General features: G+C 41.6%; 22 protein-coding genes and 2 tRNA genes. 16 read left to right on the top strand and 8 right to left on the bottom strand.

The genetic code is table 11. From position 1 onward, the window contains the following. Positions 1 to 23 precede the first annotated feature (23 nt). Positions 24 to 101, bottom strand: a tRNA-Lys gene (locus E3E24_RS10655). 99 nt (positions 102 to 200) lie between these two features. Between E3E24_RS10655 and E3E24_RS10650 the strand changes: the two genes are divergently transcribed. After that, positions 201 to 288 (top strand) — tRNA-Leu (locus E3E24_RS10650). Between the two features lie 127 nt (positions 289 to 415). Here the strand turns inward: E3E24_RS10650 and E3E24_RS10645 are convergent. Further along, positions 416 to 1,543, bottom strand: coding sequence for a tyrosine--tRNA ligase (locus E3E24_RS10645; RefSeq protein WP_167915990.1), 1,128 nt, complete (start codon positions 1,541 to 1,543; stop codon positions 416 to 418). A gap of 231 nt (positions 1,544 to 1,774) precedes the next feature. Here E3E24_RS10645 and E3E24_RS10640 point away from each other — a divergent pair, with 231 nt between their 5' ends. From E3E24_RS10640 to E3E24_RS10605, 8 genes are all read left to right on the top strand, one after another. Beyond that, positions 1,775 to 2,905, top strand: a complete 1,131-nt coding sequence (locus E3E24_RS10640; RefSeq protein ID WP_167915989.1) for a CGP-CTERM sorting domain-containing protein — start codon at positions 1,775 to 1,777, stop codon at positions 2,903 to 2,905. A gap of 90 nt (positions 2,906 to 2,995) precedes the next feature. Beyond that, positions 2,996 to 4,390 carry an ABC transporter substrate-binding protein gene (locus tag E3E24_RS10635; protein WP_167886905.1) on the top strand — a complete coding sequence of 465 codons (1,395 nt, stop codon included), beginning with the start codon at positions 2,996 to 2,998 and terminating at the stop codon, positions 4,388 to 4,390. Beyond that, entirely contained in the window at positions 4,387 to 6,228 is a 1,842-nt protein-coding gene (locus E3E24_RS10630; protein WP_167886904.1) for an iron ABC transporter permease, read from the top strand. The genes E3E24_RS10635 and E3E24_RS10630 overlap by 4 nt, the downstream gene beginning before the upstream one ends. A 10-nt stretch (positions 6,229 to 6,238) precedes the next feature. After that, positions 6,239 to 7,300 carry an ABC transporter ATP-binding protein gene (locus tag E3E24_RS10625; protein ID WP_167886903.1) on the top strand — a complete coding sequence of 354 codons (1,062 nt, stop codon included), beginning with the start codon at positions 6,239 to 6,241 and terminating at the stop codon, positions 7,298 to 7,300. A 34-nt stretch (positions 7,301 to 7,334) separates the two neighbouring features. After that, positions 7,335 to 7,946: a DUF447 domain-containing protein gene (locus E3E24_RS10620; protein ID WP_167886902.1), complete on the top strand. Its 612-nt coding sequence runs from the start codon at positions 7,335 to 7,337 to the stop codon at positions 7,944 to 7,946. A gap of 94 nt (positions 7,947 to 8,040) precedes the next feature. After that, entirely contained in the window at positions 8,041 to 10,017 is a 1,977-nt protein-coding gene (locus E3E24_RS10615) for a metallophosphoesterase (protein ID WP_167886901.1), read from the top strand. 93 nt (positions 10,018 to 10,110) lie between these two features. Next, positions 10,111 to 10,725 (top strand): hypothetical protein, encoded by a 615-nt coding sequence (locus E3E24_RS10610; RefSeq protein WP_167886900.1) that lies wholly within the window; start codon positions 10,111 to 10,113, stop codon positions 10,723 to 10,725. Positions 10,726 to 10,821: 96 nt separating this feature from the next. Continuing rightward, the gene (locus E3E24_RS10605; RefSeq protein WP_167915988.1) at positions 10,822 to 12,069 is read left to right on the top strand and encodes a phosphoglycerate kinase; all 1,248 of its coding nucleotides are present in this window, start codon (positions 10,822 to 10,824) and stop codon (positions 12,067 to 12,069) included. Between the two features lie 5 nt (positions 12,070 to 12,074). Here E3E24_RS10605 and E3E24_RS10600 read toward each other — a convergent pair whose 3' ends face one another. Genes E3E24_RS10600 through E3E24_RS10585 form a run of 4 tightly spaced genes read right to left on the bottom strand, consistent with a single transcriptional unit; the run spans position 12,075 to position 14,743 of the window. Continuing rightward, on the bottom strand, positions 12,075 to 12,887 hold the full coding sequence (locus tag E3E24_RS10600; protein ID WP_167886898.1) for an ABC transporter permease: 813 nt from the start codon (positions 12,885 to 12,887) through the stop codon (positions 12,075 to 12,077). Continuing rightward, positions 12,884 to 13,876 (bottom strand): ATP-binding cassette domain-containing protein, encoded by a 993-nt coding sequence (locus E3E24_RS10595; protein ID WP_167886897.1) that lies wholly within the window; start codon positions 13,874 to 13,876, stop codon positions 12,884 to 12,886. Before E3E24_RS10595 ends, E3E24_RS10600 begins: the two co-directional genes overlap by 4 nt. Before the next feature lie 5 nt (positions 13,877 to 13,881). Further along, entirely contained in the window at positions 13,882 to 14,286 is a 405-nt protein-coding gene (locus tag E3E24_RS10590; RefSeq protein WP_167886896.1) for a ferredoxin family protein, read from the bottom strand. Then, positions 14,279 to 14,743, bottom strand: coding sequence for a PadR family transcriptional regulator (locus tag E3E24_RS10585; RefSeq protein WP_167886895.1), 465 nt, complete (start codon positions 14,741 to 14,743; stop codon positions 14,279 to 14,281). The genes E3E24_RS10590 and E3E24_RS10585 overlap by 8 nt, the downstream gene beginning before the upstream one ends. A gap of 151 nt (positions 14,744 to 14,894) precedes the next feature. Between E3E24_RS10585 and E3E24_RS10580 the strand changes: the two genes are divergently transcribed. From E3E24_RS10580 to E3E24_RS10550, 7 genes are all read left to right on the top strand, one after another. Then, complete coding sequence (locus tag E3E24_RS10580; RefSeq protein ID WP_167886894.1) at positions 14,895 to 15,329, top strand: ATPase; 435 nt, start codon at positions 14,895 to 14,897, stop codon at positions 15,327 to 15,329. Continuing rightward, a complete protein-coding gene (gene nth / locus E3E24_RS10575) occupies positions 15,292 to 16,011 on the top strand; it encodes an endonuclease III (protein WP_167886893.1) in 720 nt (239 codons plus the stop codon). Before E3E24_RS10580 ends, nth begins: the two co-directional genes overlap by 38 nt. Positions 16,012 to 16,076: 65 nt before the next feature. Next, complete coding sequence (locus E3E24_RS10570) at positions 16,077 to 17,252, top strand: magnesium transporter (protein ID WP_167886892.1); 1,176 nt, start codon at positions 16,077 to 16,079, stop codon at positions 17,250 to 17,252. Further along, positions 17,245 to 18,018, top strand: coding sequence for a sugar phosphate isomerase/epimerase (locus E3E24_RS10565; RefSeq protein WP_346766030.1), 774 nt, complete (start codon positions 17,245 to 17,247; stop codon positions 18,016 to 18,018). The genes E3E24_RS10570 and E3E24_RS10565 overlap by 8 nt, the downstream gene beginning before the upstream one ends. A 167-nt stretch (positions 18,019 to 18,185) precedes the next feature. Beyond that, on the top strand, positions 18,186 to 19,607 hold the full coding sequence (locus E3E24_RS10560) for an acetate--CoA ligase family protein (protein ID WP_167886890.1): 1,422 nt from the start codon (positions 18,186 to 18,188) through the stop codon (positions 19,605 to 19,607). Positions 19,608 to 19,612: 5 nt separating this feature from the next. Next, complete coding sequence (locus tag E3E24_RS10555; RefSeq protein ID WP_167886889.1) at positions 19,613 to 20,320, top strand: acetate--CoA ligase family protein; 708 nt, start codon at positions 19,613 to 19,615, stop codon at positions 20,318 to 20,320. Positions 20,321 to 20,574: 254 nt separating this feature from the next. Beyond that, complete coding sequence (locus E3E24_RS10550) at positions 20,575 to 20,994, top strand: ester cyclase (RefSeq protein WP_167886888.1); 420 nt, start codon at positions 20,575 to 20,577, stop codon at positions 20,992 to 20,994. A 487-nt stretch (positions 20,995 to 21,481) separates the two neighbouring features. On the opposite strand, the gene E3E24_RS10545 is transcribed toward E3E24_RS10550, so the two are convergent. Both E3E24_RS10545 and E3E24_RS10540 read right to left on the bottom strand, forming a co-directional pair. Beyond that, on the bottom strand, positions 21,482 to 22,795 hold the full coding sequence (locus tag E3E24_RS10545; RefSeq protein ID WP_167886887.1) for an RNA-guided endonuclease TnpB family protein: 1,314 nt from the start codon (positions 22,793 to 22,795) through the stop codon (positions 21,482 to 21,484). Beyond that, positions 22,792 to 22,962 (bottom strand): hypothetical protein, encoded by a 171-nt coding sequence (locus E3E24_RS10540; protein ID WP_167915985.1) that lies wholly within the window; start codon positions 22,960 to 22,962, stop codon positions 22,792 to 22,794. Before E3E24_RS10540 ends, E3E24_RS10545 begins: the two co-directional genes overlap by 4 nt. Positions 22,963 to 23,083: the final 121 nt, after the last annotated feature.

The raw sequence follows: 23,083 nt of genomic DNA, 5'->3' as shown, positions 1-23,083 counted from the left end.
ACTCCAGAAGAAGTGCAGCTTGTTGGCGGGCCGGGGGGGATTTGAACCCCCGACCTGCGGATTAAGAGTCCGCCGCTCTAACCAGGCTAAGCTACCGGCCCGCGTCCAAAATCATTGGGAGTCAAGCATTTTATAAATTTTTCGGTAGTACCAAACAGAAAACTTTATAAGTTGATTTTGACCGAAATATTTTGGCTTGAGCGGGGGTTGCCGAGCCTGGTCAAAGGCGCGGGATTGAGGGTCCCGTCCCGTAGGGGTTCCGGGGTTCAAATCCCCGCCCCCGCACCACAACAAACTCTTCTGAGCAAACTTCTCAAAAATAGTCTCTTGGTAATAAATCAAACTGTCTGCAATTCTGGATACTTAGTTAAGCTCAATTAAACCAGAAAAGGGAAATTAAAACGGGAATAAAAACTCATCTCGTAATCTTAACTTCCTTCATCAGCTCTAAAGGTTCTGGGTGCTTTTCAAAGTACTCTCTGACCGGCTTGAGGAGCTCTATCAAGTATTCGGCAACCGCATTCTTCAGGTCAAGTGGGTGCAGCTTTCCTTCAGCAAAGTCCTTCTTGAGCTCTTCAAACGTTGTGTACGTTACATCACCACCGAACTTAGCTGGTCTGTGAATGGTAAATTCGGTTGGCTCCTCCCTAAAGATTATGTGCTCCACCCAATCTAGAACTGGATTGTATCTGACTTCTCTTGCAGGACAGAATGCCTTCCTAAGCTTCTGCCTAATCTCTTCGGGGCTGTCGTGTATGAAAACAGCGGAGTATGGCTTTGACTTGCTCATCTTCATCTGTGCTTTTATTTCTTTGAACTCCTCTTCGCTCTCAATTGGCCACTTTGGTGGTTCTTGCAGACCAAGTAGGAGGTGATGGTGAACGGCAACCGGCTTGTATTTCTTGCCTTCCCAGACAAGCGGATGGTACTTCAGCTTTTCAGCGACTTCTATTGCGATGACATGAGCCTTTCTTTGGTCCATTCCAGCGTGTGCAATGTTGACTCCTTGGTAGAATATGTCAGCAACCTGCATCATCGGGTAGATCAGCTTTGCAAAGTCTATTGCCTCCCCCATCTGCCTGCCCATGATTGTGATGGAACGCATAACTCTGCTTAAAGTAACGTTCTTTGAAATATCAATGACGGTCTGCCAGTAGTCACCTTTTTCAAGGATCTCACTCGCTAAGACGAACTCTACCTTATCTGGATCTCCGCCCATAACTTTGATGCTCTGCTTCATTCCTTCTTTAAAGTAAGTTAAAGCTACTTTTTGAATTGTCTCAAGGTCTCCGCCGAGCTTGTCATTAATCCAGCTGTGCCAGTCTGCTAGGAATATCCTTGTTTTTATGCCTGCTTTTTGGAAGTCAGCAATCTTTGCACCCGCCATCAATCCAGTACCGAGATGAATGTAACCGCTTATTTCAAATCCTATATAATGCTGAAGAGGAACTCCCATTTCCAAGAGTTGTCTCAAATTTTCTACGGTCAATACCTCCTCAGTTGGCTTTCTTGTTATCAACTCAATCTTTTTCTCTATGTCCATTCACACCACCTAAGCCAAAAATGACGTTATCCTTTAAGGCATTTACGCATTTAATGTTATCATGATGTCAGAGTATCATGAGTGTACATAACTCCCCAGTGCTGTCTTTTGGTGTTGAGTTTCTCAACATCTACCAATATAAATTCGAGTGCCTCGCTACACATTGTTACCTAATGGGGGTTCAATAAGATTTATAACTGCTTTATACGTTAGACATTTTTGGTGAACGCCATGAAGAAGCTTTCAATACTACTGTCAGTTTTTGTTCTTTTCGGGCTTTTCGGAATTGCTTTTGCCAGCGCAGCGACTGTCGCTGTGGATCTAGCCCACGGTGAAAATGACAAGTACCTTGCAGGAGACGTTCTTGACAGAGACACCAATGAGACTTTAGCACATGGCATTGTAAAGACAATCACTGATGTGAAGTGGGCATACTTCGGTGATCCAGCTGCTGCTGACACCTTAGGCATCCCACACCTTGGTGATAAAATTACAGCCGATGCTCTCAAAGATGTTGACATGCTTATCATTGGTCAGCCATCAAGTCCATTCGAGCCAGATGAGATTCAAGCAATTGCAGAGTGGTTCAAGCAAGGTGGAAAGGTTCTCTGGATTGCTGGTGACAGCGATTATGGAAGCGGTGTACAAGTTCAAGACACTGTTAATTCACTCCTTGACCAGCTTGGAATTGGCCACCTCAGATTGGATCTCTGTTCAGTTGAAGACCCAACAAGCAACGCTGGAAGAGGATACAGAGTTGTTGGTATTGTTAACCCCGATCCAAACACTCCAGATGCAAGCATGATTACTGAGGGCTTCAAGAACGGAGGAAAAGTCCTCTACCACGGTCCTGGCGTTGTTGCTTATGTTGATGACAATGGAAACTGGCAGAAGCTCGTTGATGGAAACATACCAGAGAACGTTTACAGAATCGTCAAGACAACTACAGATGGTACAATCGTTGAGAACAACGACCCACCAGCAAATGCCTACATGGCCGGCGACACTGGAGTGTTTACACTCTTAGCAGTTGAGTTTGTCAAGTTCGACAACGGAAAGCAGAGCTTGCTCATCGTTAGCGGTGAATCACCATACGGTGACTACGAGCCAACATGGGCTCCAAAATACCACGGAGTTCCACTTGACGGTCCAACCTTCGTTACAAACTTCATCCACTGGGCACTTAAAGAGGCAAGCAAAGTAGAAGAGAAGCCAGCAGAAACCACAACAGAAAAGCCAGCAGAGACTGAAAAGCCAGCTGAAACAAGCACTTCAGCTCCAGCCACAACAAGCAAGACATGCGGTCCAGCAACCCTTGTTGGATTAGCATTGATTCCACTGCTCTTGAGAAGAAGAAAGTGAATTTTTCTCTCTAAACCTTTAATTTTTTAACATTTTTTTGTGGCAAAAATTTAAAGAAGCTTTTGTAGAACCCATCAGAGGTGAGCCAAAATGAAAAAAGGCATTGCTCTTTCACTTGTACTGCTGTTTCTCATTAGCATAGTGTCTGGATGTATTGGTGGTGGAGAGCAGACAACGACAACCCAGAAAACTGGGGAGGGAATAACTTTAATAGTTCTAACAAGACACGACACTACTATTCAAATGCTGGCAAAAGAGGCATTTCTAAAGAGTGACATTGCTAAGCAGTATAACATTGTGAACATTAAATTCATCAAAGCTCCAGATTCACAGTGGCCAGCCCTAATTGAGAAAGGTGCTGATATTGGGTGGGGTGGAGGGCCAACGCTCTTTGATGACCTCTTCAAACAAGGCTATTTAGCTCCAATCACAGATGAAAAGGTTCTTGGACTTCTTGGAACACAAATAAAGGAAGATATTGCTGGAATGCCAATGGTTAGAAAAGGTGACGATGGAAAAGTTTACTGGATTGCAGCTGCACTTTCATCGTTTGGTTTCACAGTGAATAAGGACGTCCTTAAGAGGTGGAACCTTCCAATGCCAGAGAGATGGGAGGATATAGCAAGCGAGACTTTTGCACTAGACCCACCACAAGTTGGTATTGCTGATCCAACAAGGAGCACCTCAAACACAAGAATTTACCAGATTATTCTCCAAGCTTTTGGTTGGGAAGAGGGATGGAAGGTTCTCACAATCATAGCTGCAAACTCAAAGATTTACGATGCAAGTGATGCTGTTAGGGAGGCCGTTATAGCTGGTGACATAGCTGTTGGAAACACAATTGACTTCTATGGATACACTGCAATGAAGCTTAATCCCTCATGTGTTTATATCATTCCAAAGGGAGAGAGTATCATCAATGGTGACCCAATTGCCTTGCTTAAGAACTCCCAACACCCAGAGGCTGCACAAGCTTTCATTTACTGGGTACTCACAGAGGGACAAAAGATTTGGCTTAACGAAGATGTTAACAGACTTCCAGTTAATCCCGCAGTCTTTGACACTCCAGAGGGACAGAAGAGGCCAGATTTAAAGAAAGCTTATGAATTAGCTTTGCAAACCCAAGGTATTCAGTTTGATGATGCAAGAGCATTGGCTACGATTTATGCAATGCAGTTCTACTTCAAGGCTACATTGGTTGATGCAAACCAAGAACTCCACAGAGCATGGGTTGCCCTTGTTCAGGCTTACAAGCAAGGAAAGATAAGCAAAGAAAAGTACGAGCAGCTTAAGGCACAGCTTTTGGCTCCAATACAGTTTAAAGATCCGGACTCAGGGCAGGTGGTTACCTTCACTGAGGAGTATGCAAAGAAAATAAATGAGAGGCTCATTAAGGATTCAGGATTTAAAGACACCCTTATGCAGGAGTGGAGAGATGCTGCAAGAGCTAAATACAACAAGGTGTTAGCGGAGGTGCAAGGATGAAAGTAAGCAAATGGAGTGAAAGACTCTTTGGAACACCTTTGTTTGAACCTCTTGTTGCCTTTTCTTATCTTTTCCCTCTGCTTTATATAGTAATATTTCTAATTGTGCCAGTCTTGGCTATGCTGGCAATAGCATTCAGTCATGAGGGACACTTTTCGCTTTACTGGTTTAAGAGCATATTAACCTCAAGCTATTACGTCCAATTCCCACCTAGGGGAGATTTTGCTATAAAGACTGTTACTGCAACTGGGGAGACTGTTTATCTAATCAGGGGAATAGACTTTGGAGTTGTAATTAACTCACTTGTGGTTGCTGCTCTTGTGACGCTTTTGGCTTCACTTATGGGAACAATCTTCGCCTTTGTAATGGCGAGATATGACTTTAAGGGTAAAAACTTCTTTAGAATTGCCCTCTTTATTCCCCTGTTAGTTACCCCATTCGTTAATGCATACGTTATTAAGAAGATGTTTCTCGATACAGGTTTAATCAACTACATTTTCTATGAGTTGCTTCACATACTGCCCTTTAGGATTAAAATTGATGGTTTGGCAGGTGTTGTTTTAGCTCAGGCTATGACGTACTATCCAATAGTTTACCTCAACGCCTATGCAAGCTTTATTAACATTGATCCAACATTAGAGGAGCAGGCAGAAAATCTCGGGAGCAAAGGCTTCCACTTATTTAGAACAGTAACGTTCCCATTAGCTTTACCAGGTATAGCCGCTGGTGCAACGCTTGTATTCATCTTTAGCCTTGAAGATTTAGCAGCACCAATTGTCTTCCAAGGTGACCCATTGGCTAAGAAACTGATGTCTTATCAAATCTTCAGCAAATTCCTCTATGGTTTGGGTGAGAGGAGCCCGGAGATTGCGGCACTATCAATTTTAATGCTTACTTTGGCTGTGCTTGCATTCCTCGGAATTAGGAAGTATGTCAGCTTGAGGCAGTATGCTATGCTCAGCAAAGGTGGAAGATGGAAGCCAAGAGTCAGCAAACCAAAACCATGGCAAGCTGCAATTATCTATATAGTGTTGCTCCCACTACTGCTCTTCACAATATTCCCACAGATTGGTGTCGTTCTATTGGCATTCTCCAAGCAATGGAGCGTTACTGTAATGCCTCAAGGATTTACAACGGAATACGTCAAGCAGATGCTTCTTAATCCCGACGTGAGAAGATATATCATAAACAGCCTTATGTATTCAGGTGCCGCCGTTATACTCATCATACTCCTCTCAATAACGTCTTCTTATGCAACCAGCAGATTTAAGGGAATCTTAACCCCAGTGCTTGAAAGCTTAGTTATAATCCCAATCGCTGTTCCAGGTATCGTTGTCGCAATGGGATACTTCTACTTCTTCTCACAAGTGTTCCCCAACACACCACTAGACCCAACGAACATCTTCAGCTTCAACCCGGCTTTTGTACTCATACTAGCGTATTCAATCAGAAGACTGCCTTTCTCAGCACGTTCTGTCTATGCAGGACTTCAGCAGGTTCACGTCTCACTTGAAGAAGCTTCAATGAACCTTGGAGCAAGCAGATGGAAGACAATAACCGGTATCTTGCTACCACTGATTTCACTTAACGTCTTTGGTGGTGCAATGCTAAGCTTCGTTTATTCAATGAGCGAGACAAGTGTTGGTATTACATTAGGTTCACTCAACATGCAGTATGCACCGATTACAGCATTCATGAAAGACATCATGATGTCAGCAGCAGGAAGCGCTCAGCTTGCTGCGGCATTGGGTGTGCTGTTAATTACAGTCCAGATACTCTCAATTGTGTTAGTTAACATAATCACCAAGCAAAGATACGCATTCATAGGATTAACATGAGGTGAGAAAGTTGGTTGAAGTCAAACTTGAGAATATTGTTAAAACCTTCGGAGAAACCGTCGCATTAAAGGGAATTGACCTGCATATAAAGCACGGCGAGCTGTTTACTTTACTTGGGCCATCTGGATGTGGAAAGTCCACAACATTGAGAATTATTGCTGGTCTTGACTTCCCAGACAGCGGAAAGATATTCTTTGACGACCAAGAGGTTACATATCTTAGCTCAAGCGAAAGAGGGGCAGTCTTAGTGTTCCAGAACTATGCTCTTTGGCCTCACATGACAGTTTATGACAACATCGCTTATGGGCTCAAAATTAGGAAGCTTCCAAAGGAAGAAATTGAGAGAAAGGTCAAATGGGCATTAGAACTTGTTAAGCTCGAAGGCTTTGAGGACAGATATCCTACTCAGCTTAGCGGTGGTCAGCAGCAGAGAGTTGCAATAGCGAGAGCTATAGTCGTTGAGCCTAAATTGCTTCTCCTCGATGAACCTCTTTCAAACCTTGATGCAAAGCTCAGGCTTGAGATGCGTTCAGAAATCAGGAGAATACAAAGGGAACTTGGCATTACAGTCCTTTACGTTACACACGACCAAGAGGAGGCAATGGCAATAAGTGATAGGATAGCAGTGATGAACGTTGGAACCGTTGAGCAGGTCGGAACGCCGAAGGAAATCTACGAGAAGCCCAAGACTGAATTTGTTGCATCTTTCATGGGCAAGACAAACGTAATTCCAGCAAAGGTTGTTGAAAGACATGGCGACAAGGTTACAGTAGAGTTTGAACACTTCAGACTTGAAGGGCTAACATATACCGACAAGAGCGACAAAGTTGTCATCGTTATTAGGCCAGAGCGTATCAGCTTAAAGCCAATTGAAAATGCTGTGAAGCTTGAAGGTAAGGTTGATCTCATCGAATACTATGGATTCTTTATCGAGGTCGTTGGAATGTTCGGAGAAACTAGAATCATTGCAAGAACCATAAGTGATAAGGACGTTATGGGCTTAAAGCCACAAGGACCAGTTACTTTCTACATAAATAAAGACGATATCCTCATCTTGCCAAAGCAACTCTGACTTTCTTTTCTTAACTTCCTTCTTGGGTGAGAGCATGAAGATTTTGGAGCTGTTTGATGAAGGAAAAGTGTATGAGGTTTTGCTAGTAACAAAGTCAAACTTAACCCCCATTGGGATTATTCGAAAAGGGAATTATTTTTATTTCAAGCTTTTTGAAGGAAAGAGCTTTCAAGAAATCAAGGAACATCCTTTTGGAGTTGTCCACATAACGCAGGATGTCGAGCTTCTGGTAAAAGCTGCGTTGAATATTCCAATTGATGTAGAATTTGAAGATGCAAAGAAAATACCTCTCAGAAAAATCAAAAAGTTAAGCTGGATTGAGGGCAAGATAGAGTTTGAAGAGAGCGAAATTGAGGACGAACTTGGAAAAAGCAGAGTGTTAAAATGTAAATTCATTCCAGTTTACGGTGAGATGGTCCCTTCAATTGTAAAACCTATCAGCAGAGCGGATTACATTTTGCTGGATATGGCGGTTCACTTAACTCGGCTTTTTGTAGCGACAAGGAGGCATAAGGTTGATGCAGCTCAAAAACTCTACTCGAAAATATGGCAAGGGTACCAGGAATACAAAAGATTAGGGGGAAAAAGCGAGCTTTCGGAAAAGATTATGGGATTGGCTCTAATTTCAGTCAGATGGAACTCGTAGTGTTAAATATTCTCACTTTTTATTCCTTAGTTGCACAAATTTGTGTCGGATAATATTTTATAGCTAAATTAGCATTTTTTTATTTGGTGGTACCATGAAGAAGGGAGTTGCATTACTTTTAGTTTTGATGGTATTTTCTATGTTCCAAGTAGTACAAGTAGAGGCAGCGACGCTTTCTCCACTTGATGTTTTGGCGTACCCTGCTCCAGGAGCTCCAGTTGTGGCTCTTCCAGGGGAAACAGTTACAATGAGGGCTCAAGATGGCGTTGAAATAACAAGCCTTTCAATAGTCTCAGTGCTTAACGGCCCCTATGAGCTCCAGATAGTTGGAAAGAATGGAAATGAACTTCAGGTTAAAATCCCAGATAACGTAGTTCCAGATGACTATTTCTTGATTGTGAAGTCCAATAAGGGCGAAGTTGTTGTTCCAAACGGTGTCTGGATTCTCAAGGAGTATCCAAAGGTTCTCAGGATTGCTCATGGAAGCGATCTCCACATTACAAGCGGTGCAAAGATTGGTTATGTAAATGGAGAAAAGTTCTGCAGAAGCATATTCAAGTGCGGTGAAGGGGCAATTCCACTCTCAAGCTACGTAGCAGCTGACAGCTTCTTCACATACTGGGGAATGAACCCAGCAGTTGATGTAATCATTGCAACAGGTGATGTCGTTGATACTGCAGGTGACAGCAAAGCATATGGATATCTGCTTAGCTTAATGGAAAATGCCATTGCTGCTGAGAAGCCGATAATAATCGTTAAAGGTAATCATGATGATCCACCAAAGTATTTCTCAAAATTCATTGCTCCACCAATCTACTATATCACAATTGGCAAGTTCATAATCATAGCTTTGGATTCTGATAATGAAAGATCACACCCAACTATGGAGCAGCTTGAGTGGATGGAGAAGATACTTGAACAAAACCCAGATAAAATACCAATTATTTTAGTTCACCACCCATACTGGTACAAGACTCCAGAAGGAAAGAGCGGAAAAATTGAAGGTCTCAGTGCATTTGATGACTGGGAGACAATAGCTCCTCTCGTAAGCTGGTACTGGATTGGTGGAAAAGAAAGAACAAGTGAAGACTTAGCCAGGAGATTCCTCGAGGATGTTGAAAAGTACAACATAAAACTCGTCTTAAGCGGACACGTTCATGCAGACTACGTTCAGGTGTATATTGACAAGAACGGAAATGAGCACTGGTTTGTAACTTCAACAACAACTGGTGCTCCAGACAAGAGAGAAGAAGACAACTGGTACGGTTCAAGAATTGTAGAAATTGACGAAAATGGAAACGTTAGACTTCCAGGAATCGAAGAGATGTTTGGTACCCTCTTTGGTCCAATAAGTTCATTCCCTGTTCCACAGGAGTTTATAGTGTTTAGGCACACAACTGATTTTGGTTCAGCAATTAAGTTCGTGAATGAGTATCAGGAGACAACAGGTAAGATAGCAGTTGTTGTGCCGGAGGGGGCAAAAGTCGATGATGCTGTCACAAATGTCAAATACAAGGTCTTAGGAGAAAGAACCATCGGAGATAAGCACTACATGCTCCTTGAGGTCACTGTTCCAAAAGGCATCAGTGAGCTTGTGATAACAAAGGGTAAAGACACTGAGAAGCCACAGGTCAGCATTGCTTATACATCACCTTCAAAGCCAATAAAAGGAAAGCCATTTAAGGTTTACTTCAAGGCAAGCGATAACTTGGGAATCAAAGACTTATATGTGGAGATTGAAGCTAATGGTGAAGTCAAGAAGTATCCAGCAGAGCCTACAAAGGGCGGACCAAACGTTAATTACTTCCTTGCTCAGATCCCAGGTGTTGATGCGGATGAATACACAATCAGAGTAGTTGCAGTTGACTTCTACGGCAACAAGGCTGTTGCTGAAAAAGTTATGGGCAAAACGACAACAACCACAAAGACAACAACTACTACAACCTCTGAGACTACTTCAAGTGAAAGCTCACCAACACAAACTTCAACAGCCACAACAAGCAAGATATGCGGTCCAGCGGCGATTGTTGGATTGGCACTGATTCCACTGCTCATGAGGAGGAGAAAATGAGCTTATCCTCTTTCTTCCTTTTGTCTTTTCTACAATATTGGGAGGGGAAGAGTTTTTAAACCATTATCAGTTTTTCTCCTTTGGGTGATGCCCGTGAAATTTAAGGGAAAAGCCTTTGGAAACATTGTTAGAATTGAATTTGAAATCCTAAGACTTAGCGAGCTTAAAATAGATGATTTGAGAGATTTTGATGTTGACAGCTTAAAGATTGAGCTCAGATCAACTTCTTCAGGTTTGAAGCTCATTGGCATTTGGGAGGGCGAGATTGAAAAAGCTGGTGAGGGCATTAAAAAGGCTCTTGAAGAGAGCTATAAACTTAAGGAGAGAATTTTGAGGAAGATGAAGGCAAAAGTTGATACGATAAGAGCTACAATGAAAAAGCTAGGATTTAAAGAGGAGATAATTGGATATGGAAATATGATACGCTTCACAAAGAGGATTGGGGATTATGAAATAGTGGTTCTAACATCATCAAAAGATGATGTTGTGAGAGTTGAAGTTTATGGAAACGACAAAAAGATACTCGGCCCCGAAGTTGAGAGCCTCTTTGAAGATGTTGACATAGAAGAGCTTGAGGTCTATGACCTTGAAGAGGAAGGAAGAGAAGAAAGATTGGTCATAAACCTCGAACTTCCAAAGGTGGAAGAAAAGCCAGAGGTTAAGATTGTGGAGGCAATAAAGCTGATTGAGAACCTTTTAATGACTTAATTCTCGATTTTTTCTTCTGATTTTTCATTGTTATCACCCAAAGTGTATAAGATAACCTTTTAATGCGCTTTTTATTGACGTATCCTTGGTGATGAAATGTTCAGGCTCACGGATTTCAATTATAACGGCAAAACGGTCTTTCTGCGAGTGGATTTGAATTCGCCTGTGAAAAATGGTAAAATCATAAGTGATGCAAGGTTTAGAGCTGTTTTGCCTACTCTGCTTTATCTTCTTGAGCACAATGCAAAGGTTGTAATAGCTACTCACCAGAGCAAGCCGTACAATGAGGACTATATCACAACGGAGCAGCACGCTGAAATCTTGAGTTCATTGATTGGTAGAGAGGTTGAATATGTTGAGGATATCTTTGGAAAATACGCTAGAGAAAAGATAAAGTCTCTTAAACCCGGTGAAGCTATAATTTTAGAAAATCTTCGCTTTGCTGCTGAGGAAATAAAGCAGAAACCTCTTGAGGAATGCGAGAAAACTCATTTTGTAAGGAAGCTTGCTCCGCTCTTAGATTATGTTGTCAACGATGCCTTTGCTGCTGCTCATCGTTCTCAGCCTTCTCTAGTAGGCTTTGCTAGAATTAAGCCGATGATAATGGGCTTTTTAATGGAAAAAGAGGTTAACGCCTTAACCAGAGCTTACGAAAGCAGAGAGAGGCCAAAGGTATATGTGCTCGGCGGTGCAAAGGTCAATGACTCGCTTAGGGTGGCAGAAAATGTGCTGAGGCAAGAAAAGGCGGATTTAATCCTTACTGGTGGATTGGTTGGAAATATCTTTACACTGGCAAAAGGATACAACCTCGGGGTTGCGAATATCGAATTCCTCGAGAAAAAGGGACTCCTAGGGTTAGTAGATTGGGCTGAGAAGCTTTTGGATGAATTCTATCCATACATTAGAACTCCAGTTGACTTTGCCATTGATTACAAAGGAGAGAGACTTGAGATAGATTTGCTGAGTGATGAAAAGTGGCTGTTTGACGAATATCAAATTCTCGACATAGGCTCAAGGACTATCGAGAAATACGCCCAGATTCTAAAGCAGGCAAAAATAATTGTGGCAAATGGCCCCATGGGAGTCTTTGAGATAGAGGAATTTGCAAGGGGGACAGTAGGTGTTTTTAGAGCTATTGGAGAAAGCGAAGCATTTTCCGTTGTAGGAGGAGGGCACAGCATAGCGAGCATATATAAGTACGACATTCAGGGGATCAGTCATATAAGCACCGGCGGCGGAGCAATGCTTGCATTTTTTGCTGGAGAAAATCTCCCGGTTTTAGAGGCTCTTAAGATAAGTTATGAGATGTTTAAGAACAAAGAAAAGAAGGAAAATCCGCTTTGACACCTTCACTCAATTGTTGCTTTTTCAAATGAAATCATGGCTATTATGAGGAATGCTAGGGCTAGGGCTGCCAGAACACCAATGTCTGTCATCAGCGAAAATCTCGTGAGTGAAACTGTTGGTATGCCGGGTATTGGAGCTGCTGCAGTTGTTGGTGCGTTAACCAATACATGCCTTGCTGCATCAACGGCGTAGGTTAGTGGGTTTATATAAGCTAAATACTGCATCCATGTTGGCATCGTCTCAACCGGATAAAACGCTCCGCTGAGGAACATTAGGGGGAGCATTAGAAAGCTCATTATCATTTGGAATCCTTCCATGCTTGTCATCTTGAGAGCTATGCTGACGCCGAAGCTTGAGAATGCTATTGCAAGCAGGAATCCTATGAGTATCATTGGCAACACACCGGAAAACTTAAGGCTGCTTGCTATGGTGAAGGTCAATAAGAGGATAATCAATCCCTGGAGGACTGCCATTATTGAGTCCCCGACTATTCTGCCAGCTATGGCTTCTTTCCTTGATGCTGGAGCAACTAAAATCTCCTTGAGGAATCCAAACTGCTTGTCCCAGATGACGCTTATTCCGGCTATGAAGCTTGCATTGAAGATCGTCATTGCTGTTATACCCGGTGCAAGGAATGAGAGGTAGTCAACACCTCCAAAGAGTGCACTCGCCATTGGGAAGTTAAAGACTTTGCTCCATCCTAGTCCGAAGAATATAAGCCACATCAAAGGATTCACAAACATTCCTATGACTCTTGATTTAGCTCTGAAGAATCTTTTAATCTGGCGATAAGCCATTGTCGTAAAAGCTTTCATCTCATATACCTCCTTCTGACTGCTATTTTTGCCATGTCAAAACCGCTTGCACTCTCTTCTCTTAGTTCTCTACCCGTTAGATACAAGAACACATCATTGAGTGTTGGTCTGTGGTATGTGACTTCCAAGATTTTGACGCCGTATTGCTGAGCAAGTTCAAAGAGCTTTGGCAGAGCTTCAGCAGCATTCACAACTTCGAGCCTAACCCTTCCGTCGGGAAGAACCTTACAGCCTCTTATGAAATCGGCATTTAGGCATTTTATCCCTTCTTTTCCATTCGCTATTCTGATGTAAATGACGTCATTTCCGATGAGCTTTTTGAGCTCTTCAGATGTTCCCTCTGCTATGATTTTTCCATGGTCAATGATTGCTATCCTGTCAGCTAGTTGCTCTGCTTCATCCATGTAGTGCGTTGTTAGGAAAATTGTCATTTCATGCTCTTCCTTCATTCTTTTTATGTACTCCCAGATGTGAGCTCTTGTCTGTGGATCTAATCCTATCGTTGGCTCGTCCAAGAAGAGGACTTCTGGCTCATGAATCAAAGCCCTCGCAATTTCAAGTCTTCTCTGCATTCCACCGCTGAAAAACTTTACCTGCCTGTCTTTGAACTCCTCAAGCTCGACAAATTTCAGCATTTCCATGATTCTTTTCTTCAGTTTGTCCCCACTTAGTCCGTAAATCTTTCCATGAATGTACATGTTCTCGTAAGCTGTTAGCTCTCTATCCAAGCTTGGATCTTGAAAAACTATTCCAATCTTTTTCCTAACCTTATCTGGTTCTTTTACAACATCATATCCAGCAACAGTGGCCTTTCCTGAGGTTGGTTTGAGCAGTGTAACAAGCATGTGAATTGTTGTGGTCTTTCCCGCCCCATTTGGTCCCAGAAACGCAAATATCTCACCCTTCCTGACTTTAAATGAAACGCCTTTAACAGCTGTGAAGTCTCCGTATTTCTTAACAAGATTATCAGCTATTATTGCATATTCCATTTTATTCACCTCCCATTGTTGCGCCTGAACTTCTCAACGTGTTCTGGGCGAAAAACGAACTTGATGTTGTATTTCTTCTTAAACGGAAGCTTTAGGGTATTGTAAATGAGAGTTAAGAATGAATGCTTAATGGGGTTATCTCTAGGCCTCAGCGCGCCTGTTGGGCAAGCTTCAACGCATAGATAACACCCCTTACATAGCTCTGGATTTTTCATAACTGGCCTTAGACGGACTTTTTCATTGAAGCCAAAGAGGGAAACCTTCATAGGCTCAACGCTCCAAATTTTTTCGCCATAGGGACAGACAGTTATGCATTCCTCCCCTCCGCCACATATTGGGTAGTAAATTGTCAGCGGAGCCTTTTGCTTCATCTCCTTGTAATATTCTCTCCAGCTCTTTACCTCACTCATATGAACCACCAAATTCCACAATGAACTTGATTCTCTTTGCGAACTCCCTTATTATCTTGGAAAGCTCTTCCTTCTGCTTTTCTGTAAGGTTATCAAAGTTGTCAAAAATCAACTTGAATGCTTCTCTAAGCTCTTTCCCTCCCATCTCAGAAAACTCTCTGTAAATTCTTGCGAGCTTGATTGCTTCCTTCAGCTCATCTTCATGCTCTTTTAGGTACTCAATGCCATTTTCTGTTATCTTGTAGATTTTTTTCTCCCTCTGTCCAGTTCCTATTGTTTCAATAAGTCCAGCGCGCTTCAAGCTGAATAGGATTGGATATATCACTCCAGCACTTGGAGCTGGAATTCCAAACCTCTCTTCGAGTCCTTTCATTATCGCATAACCGTGCATTGGTTCTTTACTCAACAGATGAAGCACGAGTAGCTTAAGATGTCCTTTAAACTTTGGTCGCTCCAATATTCTTCACCTCGATATATCGATCGATATATTTGACGTTATAAATCTTTCGGTAAGTTTGTATGGCTGGAGTACAAAATATCTTTGGAGGGTATCGAAAGATGAATACTCTTTTAAGTGTGGTAAGGATTATTTTTATTGGGGATGCGAAATGAGGCTCATTCTTAAACCTCTCTTTGAAGTAGAACTTCCCCCAGAGTTCATTGACATCTTAAAGGCAAAGATTAAAGGTAAAGAAGTTAAGGAAGGAGAAATTGTCGAAATTGACTTATTAGGGAAGCAGTTGAAATTTGAAGTTATTTACGCAGAGCCTAAGGAGTTTAAAGTGAAGGAGGACACAAAAATAGAGCTTTCATCTGGGAGGGAATTAATCTTAGATTTTGAATTTGACAAAGCCATTAAAAACATTATACTGCTCGAAAATGGCATTACGCTAGTATTTGACGATGAAGTTCTAGTTTTGAGTAAAAGGGGACACAAGATTTATAATGAAAAATTCGAAGGACTTAAAGAAGTTAGGGGAACTAAAAACACGCTGGTGGTAGTTTATGAAAATGGAAAAAAGCTCAGGCTCATTCACTTTTGAGGAGAGCTGGGAAGAAAAGAAAGAGAGGGCAGTTAAGATTGTAAAAAAACTGATGGAGATGTATCCACGTAGGAGTATGAACGAGATTCTACAAGGAGATCCATTTTTCACTTTAATTAGGTGCATAATTTCCCAGAGAACCAAAGATGAGACAACAGACAAAGCTAGTGATGCTCTTTTCAAAAAATATCCCACAATTCACGATTTAGCAAATGCTAAAGTTGAAGATGTTCAAAAGCTCCTAAAAGAGAATGGCGTAGGTCTGTGGAAAAATAAAGGAAAATGGATTGTTGAATGCTCCCGAACAATTCTGGAAAAATACGGTGGAAAAGTTCCCGACACATTGGATGAGCTTGTTAAACTGCCAGGCATTGGAAGAAAATGTGCGAACATTGTTTTGGCTTATGGCTTCGGCTATCAAGCGATTCCTGTTGATACCCATGTGAACAGAATAAGCAAACGTTTAGGCTTAGCTCCCCCTAAAGTTTCACCCGAAAAAGTTGAGGAATATCTCATGAAGCTCATTCCCAAAGAGCTGTGGATTTATGTGAATCATGCCATGGTAGATCACGGAAAAGCAATCTGCCGTCCAATAAGCCCAAAATGTGACGAATGTCCTCTAAGAGGGCTCTGCCCGTATGCAAAAGGCCTTATTAGTGATGAAGAGATAAGAAAAACTTAGTCAAGAAATTTTATATACCTAATTGTTGACTCCAAAAGGGGTGCCAGAGATGGAGGGGGAGGGCGATGACAGTCCTTTTGGACTTGAAAGAGAAGCTGAGAGAGGCATACACTGCAACATTAGCGTCACTAGTAGTCTCATTGATAATTGGGTTCTTTGGAGGGACTTTTCTGGGTAAATATTTCAACAAGATTCGTTCTACTTATCCTGGTATCTTGGTGATTCTCCCCGGAATGATGGGCTTGAGGGGAAATGTCTTTGGCTCTATGGCGTCTCGATTTTCAACGATGCTCTATTTGGGTGATTTGGAGCCGAGGATTCGAGAAAAGAAAGTTCTGAGAAACATTGTAATTGCAATGATACTCTCCTTAATACCCGTTACCATTTTGTGGGCAGTTGGTGTGATTAAAGGCATACGCTATCATGCATTCCAAATTCTGCTCATAGTCATTAGCTCCACAATTTTAGTATCGTTATTATTAGGTTATTTTACTGCATTTGTTACAATATTCTCCTTCAAAAAAGGAACGGACCCAGATAGCGTCGCTGCCCCGTTAGTTGCATCTGTGGGGGATTTACTCACGATCCCTTCACTGATTATGTTCATTCTAATTCTGGAGTCATTCAAGCTAGCATTTTGGATATCGAATCTTCTCCTTATTGGGCTGTTGATTTTCTTAGTAGAGACTAGCAGGATAAGGAAGAGTGAGCTCTTGGAATTTAAGGAGCTGTTTGTTATAATCACATTCTTAGCTCTGCTTTCATTAATCTCTGGATTCACCCTTGAGAGGTTCAGCCATTTAATTCAAGCATCCGTAATTCTGGGATTTGCTTATCCATCTCTACTGAGCAGTTTTGGAAACTATGGTTCAGTTATAGCAGCAAAAACTTCAACGAAGCTTCATTTAGGTGAGATAGAAAGGTATCTCTCGCTGGAGCCTTTCTTGGATATACTTTCCTTATTCGCAACCACACCAATCATAGGACTCTTAATTAACATCTTTGGAATCTTGATTGCAAGACTTATGCTCGGAATAAAGGTTACATTCTCACTTGAGCTCACCTTAACTTATCCCTTCATGGCTCTCTTAATCATGCTTTACTCCTACACGATCTCATACTTCCTCTTTAAGAAGGATATAGATCCAGACAATGTTGCGATTCCACTCATTTCAAACAACAGCGATATCTTTGGAACAATATACGCGGTTTTAATAGCAAAGCTCATTGTGGGTGGTTAAATTGATAGGTGTCTCAACGTATGCATTATTTGACAAAAGTTTGGGAGTGGCCCTATACAAATTTAGAGAATTCCCTCTAGACTTTGTTGAAATAATGGATGAAGGCTACCACGTGCTGGACAAGTATAACTACAAACCTCATCTCGAAGCCCTAGAGAGTTATGGGCTGAAAAACATCATCCATGCCCCGTTCAGTGACCTAAACATTGCTGCACTCAGTGAAAAGCTCCGGAGGGTGATGCTTGAAACAATCTTTGAAACCCTTGAAATTGCGCATGAAATGGGATCCCTCTTGGTTGTTCTTCACCCAGGACACTATTCACCGCTGAGCTTAAAATTCCCAAAAGCTTATGAAAAAGTCCACAAACGCTCTTTGGAAGAGATTGACAGAGTTGCTGAAAAAATAGGGGTTAAAGTTGCTCTTGAAAATATGCCAAAATTCCCAATTTTGGATGGTCAAACTGCTGATAGAATATATAATTTAATTGATGGCACAAATCTCTACGTAACTTTCGATGTTGGACATTTATACACAGTAACCAAAAATTATGCAGAATTTTTGGAACTCTTAGGGGACAGGATAATTCACATCCATCTACATGACAACGATGGAAAGAATGATTCTCACTTAGCGCTGGGTGATGGGATAATACCTTGGGATGATGTGCTCGAGATATTGCCCAAGAACATCACATGGAGTTTAGAGGTTAGGAGTTTAGATGATTTCAAAAAGAGCCTTGAATTTTTGAAAAGTTATCTAAAATAATCTTGGACATTCTTTCCAAGTTATTATCACCAATGCAGCTTCCAATTCATCAAGGATTCTATTTGACATACATAAAACTTTTATACAGCGAAAGGAAGAAAGTTAATTGGAAAAAGCTTCGAAAGCAAGCCTTATTCAACGAAAGTTTTTAACTAAAGGTGATAGAAATGGAAATGCCAAAAATCGTTGAAGAATTGAAACCTTTTTTTGAACCAAAAGCAGTCGCTATCATTGGAGCAACAAACAAAAAAGGAAAGGTTGGAAACGTCATTTTTGAGAACTTCAAGAGGAACAAGGAGCTAGGGATTTTTAAGGGCAACATTTATCCTGTAAATCCAAAGCTTGATGAAATCGAGGGATATAAAGTCTATAAGAGTGTTAAAGAACTCCCTGACGACACAGACTTGGCTGTCATCTCTATTCCTGCACCATTTGTCCCAGCTACAATGAGAGAGATTGCAGAGAAGGGCATCAAGGCAGTTATAATTATCACAGGTGGTTTTGGAGAGCTTGGTGAGGAAGGGAAGAAATTGGAGAGAGAAATCTATGAAATAGCAAAGGCAAATGGAATTAGGGTCATCGGACCAAACTGTGTTGGTGTTTACGTTCCAGACACAGGTGTAGACACTGTGTTTTTACCAGAAGAAAAGATGGACAGACCAAAGAGTGGCCCAATAGCTTTCGTTTCTCAAAGTGGAGCCTTCGCAGCAGCAATGCTTGACTGGGCTGCTTTGGCTGGGATAGGAATTGGAAAAATGGTCAGCTATGGCAATAAAATAGATGTAGACGATGCTGATTTAATGGACTATTTCATTTATGACGACCAAATTAAAGTTGTCACCTTCTACATTGAAGGGGTTAAGGATGGTAGAAAGTTCATTGAAGCTGCAAAGAGGATAACAAAAGTAAAACCCGTCATTGCACTGAAGAGTGGAAGAACTGAGTATGGAGCAAAAGCTGCCTCATCACACACTGGTTCATTGGCAGGGGCGGATGTTATTTACGATGCTGTCTTCAAGCAAACTGGAATAATTAGAGCTGAAGACTTTGAACATATGTTCGATGTTGCTAAGGCCTTTGCAAAGTGCAAGCTTCCAAAAGGCGATAGGATTGGAATAATTACAGATGGCGGTGGAGCCGGAGTTATGGCAAGTGACGCAGTTGCTAAGTTCGGCTTGAAGATGGCACAGCTCAGCGAAGAAACCCTCAAGTTCCTTAAGGAGAACTTCCCACCACATGCAGTTGCAGGAAACCCAACTGATGTTGTTGGTGATACAGACGCTCAAAGATACAAGATTGCAATTGAGGGCTTTGTAAACGACCCGAATGTTGACGCTATCTTAGTAATAGTTCTCTTCCAAGTGCCGCTCCTTAACGAAGAGGAAATAATTGAAATCCTAGCGGACTATGCAAAGAAGAGTGAGAAGCCAATTGTAGCAGTTGCAATGGGTGGTAAGAAGACAGAATACTATGCAAAGCTGCTTGAGGAGAAGGGGGTTCCGGTATATCCAACGCCTGAGAGAGGAGTTAGAGCTTTAGCCGGTCTTGTCCAATACGCAAAATATTTGGAGAAGGTTAAAGGGGAGTGATTTTTATGAAAGAGGAAGCTTTGAAAGTTATTGAAGATGTTTTGAGCAAGGGCAGAAAAGCCTTAGTTGAATATGAGGCAAAGCAAGTTTTGAAGGCTTATGGCCTGCCTGTTCCAAATGAGAAGCTTGCAAAGACTCTTGATGAGGCTCTCGAATATGCAAAAGAACTTGGCTATCCAGTTGTTCTCAAGCTGATGTCACCCCAAATACTCCACAAGAGCGACGCAAAGGTTGTTGTTCTTAACATCAAGAACGAGGAAGAGCTAAAGAAGAAGTGGGAGGAGATTCACGAAAATGCCAAAAAATATCGCCCAGATGCAGAGATCTTAGGGGTTTTGGTTGCTCCAATGCTTAAACCTGGGAGAGAAGTCATCATTGGTGTAACTGAAGATCCGCAGTTTGGACATGCAATAATGTTCGGTCTTGGTGGCATCTTCGTCGAAATCCTCAAGGATGTTACATTTAGAATTATTCCAATTGAGGAGAAAGATGCTTGGGCAATGATAAAGAGCATTAGAGGTTACCCAATCCTGGCTGGTGCAAGAGGAGAGCCACCAGCTGACATGAAAGCATTGGTTGACATGATGTTAAAAGTTTCAGAGCTTGTTGACGATCTAAAAGACTACATAAAAGAGATGGACTTGAACCCAGTGTTCGTTTACAACGAAGGTGAGGGTGCAGTTATAGTTGATGCAAGGATAATTTTGAAGTGATTTTATTCTTTTTATATTTGCCTTTTTGTTTTAAAAATATCTAGAATTGTTTTGATATTGATAAAAAATTAACATCTGCTTTATTCTGGATTATTTATAAAGAATTTAACATAACCAAAAGGTGTATATACTTGTTTTTGACTTAATAAATATGAGAAGCAGCATATGGACAAATTCAGAAACTCGCCAAAAGTTCAAATGCGTCGCTTTGGAGTGAAATAACAGCATAAAAACGTAAAAGGAGGTGATAAAACATGACAACAGAAAAGACTAAGATCATTGAGCGATTAGTCGAAGAATTTTGGAACCAAGGAAACTTGGCTGTAGCAGATGAGCTCCTTACCCCTGACTTTGTAAACCACGACCCTGTTAACCCCGAGGTTACAAATCTCGAAGCCTATAAACAATGGGCAAGTGTAATGCATAAGGCATTCCCCGACTTTCATGTGACTGTTGAAGACACTATTGTTGAAGGCGATAAAGTAGTAAAACGCTGGACAGTTACCGGGACACAAAAGGGCGAAATCATGGGCATTCCTCCGACTGGTAAGCAAATAAATATCCAAGGAATCGCAATCTACCGCTTCGCTGGCGACAAGATTGCAGAAATCTGGTGGGGTTATGATGCATTGGGCATGCTGGGACAGCTTGGTGCTTTTCCTCCGAAGGAATAGATAAAGAATTTCGTTAAGGCGTCTTTTGAGAGTGGCATGCTTGACTCTCTCTCCTTTTTATCTTTGAAGTTGTTTCAATGTGTCCAAATAGTTCGAGATTTCAAGTAAATATGAAAGCTAGAAACAAAAGAACTTTATGCTTATGTTAAGCACTAAAATTTAAGCAAGATATGAAAGGAGTTGGCGAAATTATACACGAAGTTTGGTTTAAGAGTTCGGGAAATGCTTACAACTTAAAGGATATTCGAGGTGTCAAGAAGTTCATTATATATTTTTCCTATTATGCACCAGGTTTATTGAAAAAGCAAAATCCATGGATTTTAAAGAAAATTGAATGGTATCCTAATTTGAATAAAAATACTCAGCTCTTTTTCTTTGTGAATCATTTATGTATTCGCTTGGATTTTTCGCTAAGAATATTTTACATGAGCTTTTAGCTCCTAAAGACTGACCTCCCCCCGCCCTGAAGGGCGAGGGTTCCAATGAATTAACCCCTCGCCAATGGCAGGGAGGTTTGAGGGGTTCTCATCAAGGTAACCCTCAGAGAGAGTTCTTCAAACCCCTCGGGGAGGGTCTTCCCCCCGTTACCCCTACCTCCCGTAAGAGCGGGAAGGCTTGGGGTTATGGTTTTCACTGCTTTTTTCAAAATGTTAAAAGCACCAACGAGGTCGGCATTCATTACAACGCCCTCCCTGCGGCACTCAAACAAACCCCTAAAGATTCTCCCGTTAGCGTGACGTTGGCCGCAGAGGGGGCAGGTTTGAGAAGTGAAAGCCTCATTAACGACTTCAACAACAATACCATATTCTTCGGCAACTTCTTTCAAGCGTTGAATAACGTAGTTAAAACGCCAGACGTGGGAGAGGATAAAGTTCTGCTTTCTACCTTTATCTGAATTTCTTGCGATTTCCTTTGGATAACCAACAACTATTCTTGAAACTCCAAGGGAATAAAGTTTCTCAACGATTTGTCTAACTGCAGTGTTAATGTAGTGTTTGGCTTGGAGTTTAGCCTTCTCATGCATCTTTTTGAGTTTTCTGCTCTTTTTAGCCCCACTCTTGTTGAGTTTAGACTGGTACTCAGCAATTCTCTTTTGCCAGTAGAAGGCTATTGATTTTAGTGGTCTCCCTTTCACAAGAAAAGCATCGCCATTCTCCACGTAAACAGCCATTAAATTGTTCACTCCGAGATCAATTCCAGCCACAAGATTACCCTTGGGTTCTCTCGGGACTTTAGTCCACCCTTTTCTGGTTAATTTTTCCTTAACAGTGAAACTGATATGAGCGTACCACTTCTGCTTTACTTCATCATAAATGACTTCTAATCGCCCTTGTTTGCCCTTCAAGTGAATTCTCCCTTTAAACTGGAGTCTCAATCTACCAAATTTGCCGAGGCGTCTCAACTCGAGGGTGTTTCCCTCAATCCTGTATTGGTCGTTTCTCAGTGGAATAACGAAGAGTTTCCTACCGTTCTCCTCTCGAATAAATCTTGGAGGCTTTGGTTTGAACAACCCTGGTAATTCTCTCCGTTTTTTCTTCTGGTTCAAGGTGAAGAATGAACGCCATGCTTCCGCGTTTTTTCTGGCTAACTGCTGGACTGTTGAGCCACCAATCCAGTCCCTGAAAGCATAGTATACTTCTTTTTCTGTAGTTGCGAAGTCTATTTTACCGAATTCCTTGAATTGTCTCAGTCTCTCGTAGTTAATCTTGTTCCAAACTACTGCCGTGGCATGGGCTAACTCGAACAAAATCTTTTCCTGCTCTTTTGAGGGATGGAGTTTTACCGTGACGCTTCTCTTCAATCTTCTTCACCAGTTTCTTTGACTTTTTTAATCCATAATTTCATAGCTTCGGTGATGGCGACTCCTAACGCTCCTCGGATTTTTCCGTATCGTTTTTCCACAAGCTTCCTGAACTCCTTTTCAACTTCGTCGTCCACGGAGATTGTTATGACCCCCATGTCTCCCATCATTAAATATTAATACATACAAGTATTTAAACATTTTGGTTTCCTATTTGAGTGCCGGTTTTTTAGTTTTCGTATCCCTCCGTAAACGGCGAGGCTTAAAAAAGAAAAGTCAAAATCACAC

The organism is Thermococcus sp. LS2, assembly GCF_012027375.1.
Classification (GTDB): domain Archaea; phylum Methanobacteriota_B; class Thermococci; order Thermococcales; family Thermococcaceae; genus Thermococcus_B.
This window is presented reverse-complemented; position numbering and strand designations above follow the sequence as displayed.

Bases quoted from the DNA above. Each gene is read 5' to 3' on its own strand.
- E3E24_RS10630 (WP_167886904.1), top strand. From the start codon at position 4,387: ATGAAAGTAAGCAAATGGAGTGAAAGACTCTTTGGAACACCTTTGTTT.
- E3E24_RS10580 (WP_167886894.1), top strand. From the start codon at position 14,895: ATGAGGCTCATTCTTAAACCTCTCTTTGAAGTAGAACTTCCCCCAGAG.
- E3E24_RS10600 (WP_167886898.1), bottom strand. From the start codon at position 12,887: ATGAAAGCTTTTACGACAATGGCTTATCGCCAGATTAAAAGATTCTTC.
- E3E24_RS10590 (WP_167886896.1), bottom strand. From the start codon at position 14,286: ATGAGTGAGGTAAAGAGCTGGAGAGAATATTACAAGGAGATGAAGCAA.
- E3E24_RS10635 (WP_167886905.1), top strand. From the start codon at position 2,996: ATGAAAAAAGGCATTGCTCTTTCACTTGTACTGCTGTTTCTCATTAGC.
- E3E24_RS10540 (WP_167915985.1), bottom strand. From the start codon at position 22,962: ATGGGAGACATGGGGGTCATAACAATCTCCGTGGACGACGAAGTTGAA.
- E3E24_RS10570 (WP_167886892.1), top strand. From the start codon at position 16,077: ATGACAGTCCTTTTGGACTTGAAAGAGAAGCTGAGAGAGGCATACACT.
- E3E24_RS10595 (WP_167886897.1), bottom strand. From the start codon at position 13,876: ATGGAATATGCAATAATAGCTGATAATCTTGTTAAGAAATACGGAGAC.
- E3E24_RS10615 (WP_167886901.1), top strand. From the start codon at position 8,041: ATGAAGAAGGGAGTTGCATTACTTTTAGTTTTGATGGTATTTTCTATG.
- E3E24_RS10620 (WP_167886902.1), top strand. From the start codon at position 7,335: ATGAAGATTTTGGAGCTGTTTGATGAAGGAAAAGTGTATGAGGTTTTG.
- nth (WP_167886893.1), top strand. From the start codon at position 15,292: ATGAAAATGGAAAAAAGCTCAGGCTCATTCACTTTTGAGGAGAGCTGG.
- E3E24_RS10640 (WP_167915989.1), top strand. From the start codon at position 1,775: ATGAAGAAGCTTTCAATACTACTGTCAGTTTTTGTTCTTTTCGGGCTT.
- E3E24_RS10550 (WP_167886888.1), top strand. From the start codon at position 20,575: ATGACAACAGAAAAGACTAAGATCATTGAGCGATTAGTCGAAGAATTT.
- E3E24_RS10605 (WP_167915988.1), top strand. From the start codon at position 10,822: ATGTTCAGGCTCACGGATTTCAATTATAACGGCAAAACGGTCTTTCTG.
- E3E24_RS10560 (WP_167886890.1), top strand. From the start codon at position 18,186: ATGGAAATGCCAAAAATCGTTGAAGAATTGAAACCTTTTTTTGAACCA.
- E3E24_RS10555 (WP_167886889.1), top strand. From the start codon at position 19,613: ATGAAAGAGGAAGCTTTGAAAGTTATTGAAGATGTTTTGAGCAAGGGC.
- E3E24_RS10645 (WP_167915990.1), bottom strand. From the start codon at position 1,543: ATGGACATAGAGAAAAAGATTGAGTTGATAACAAGAAAGCCAACTGAG.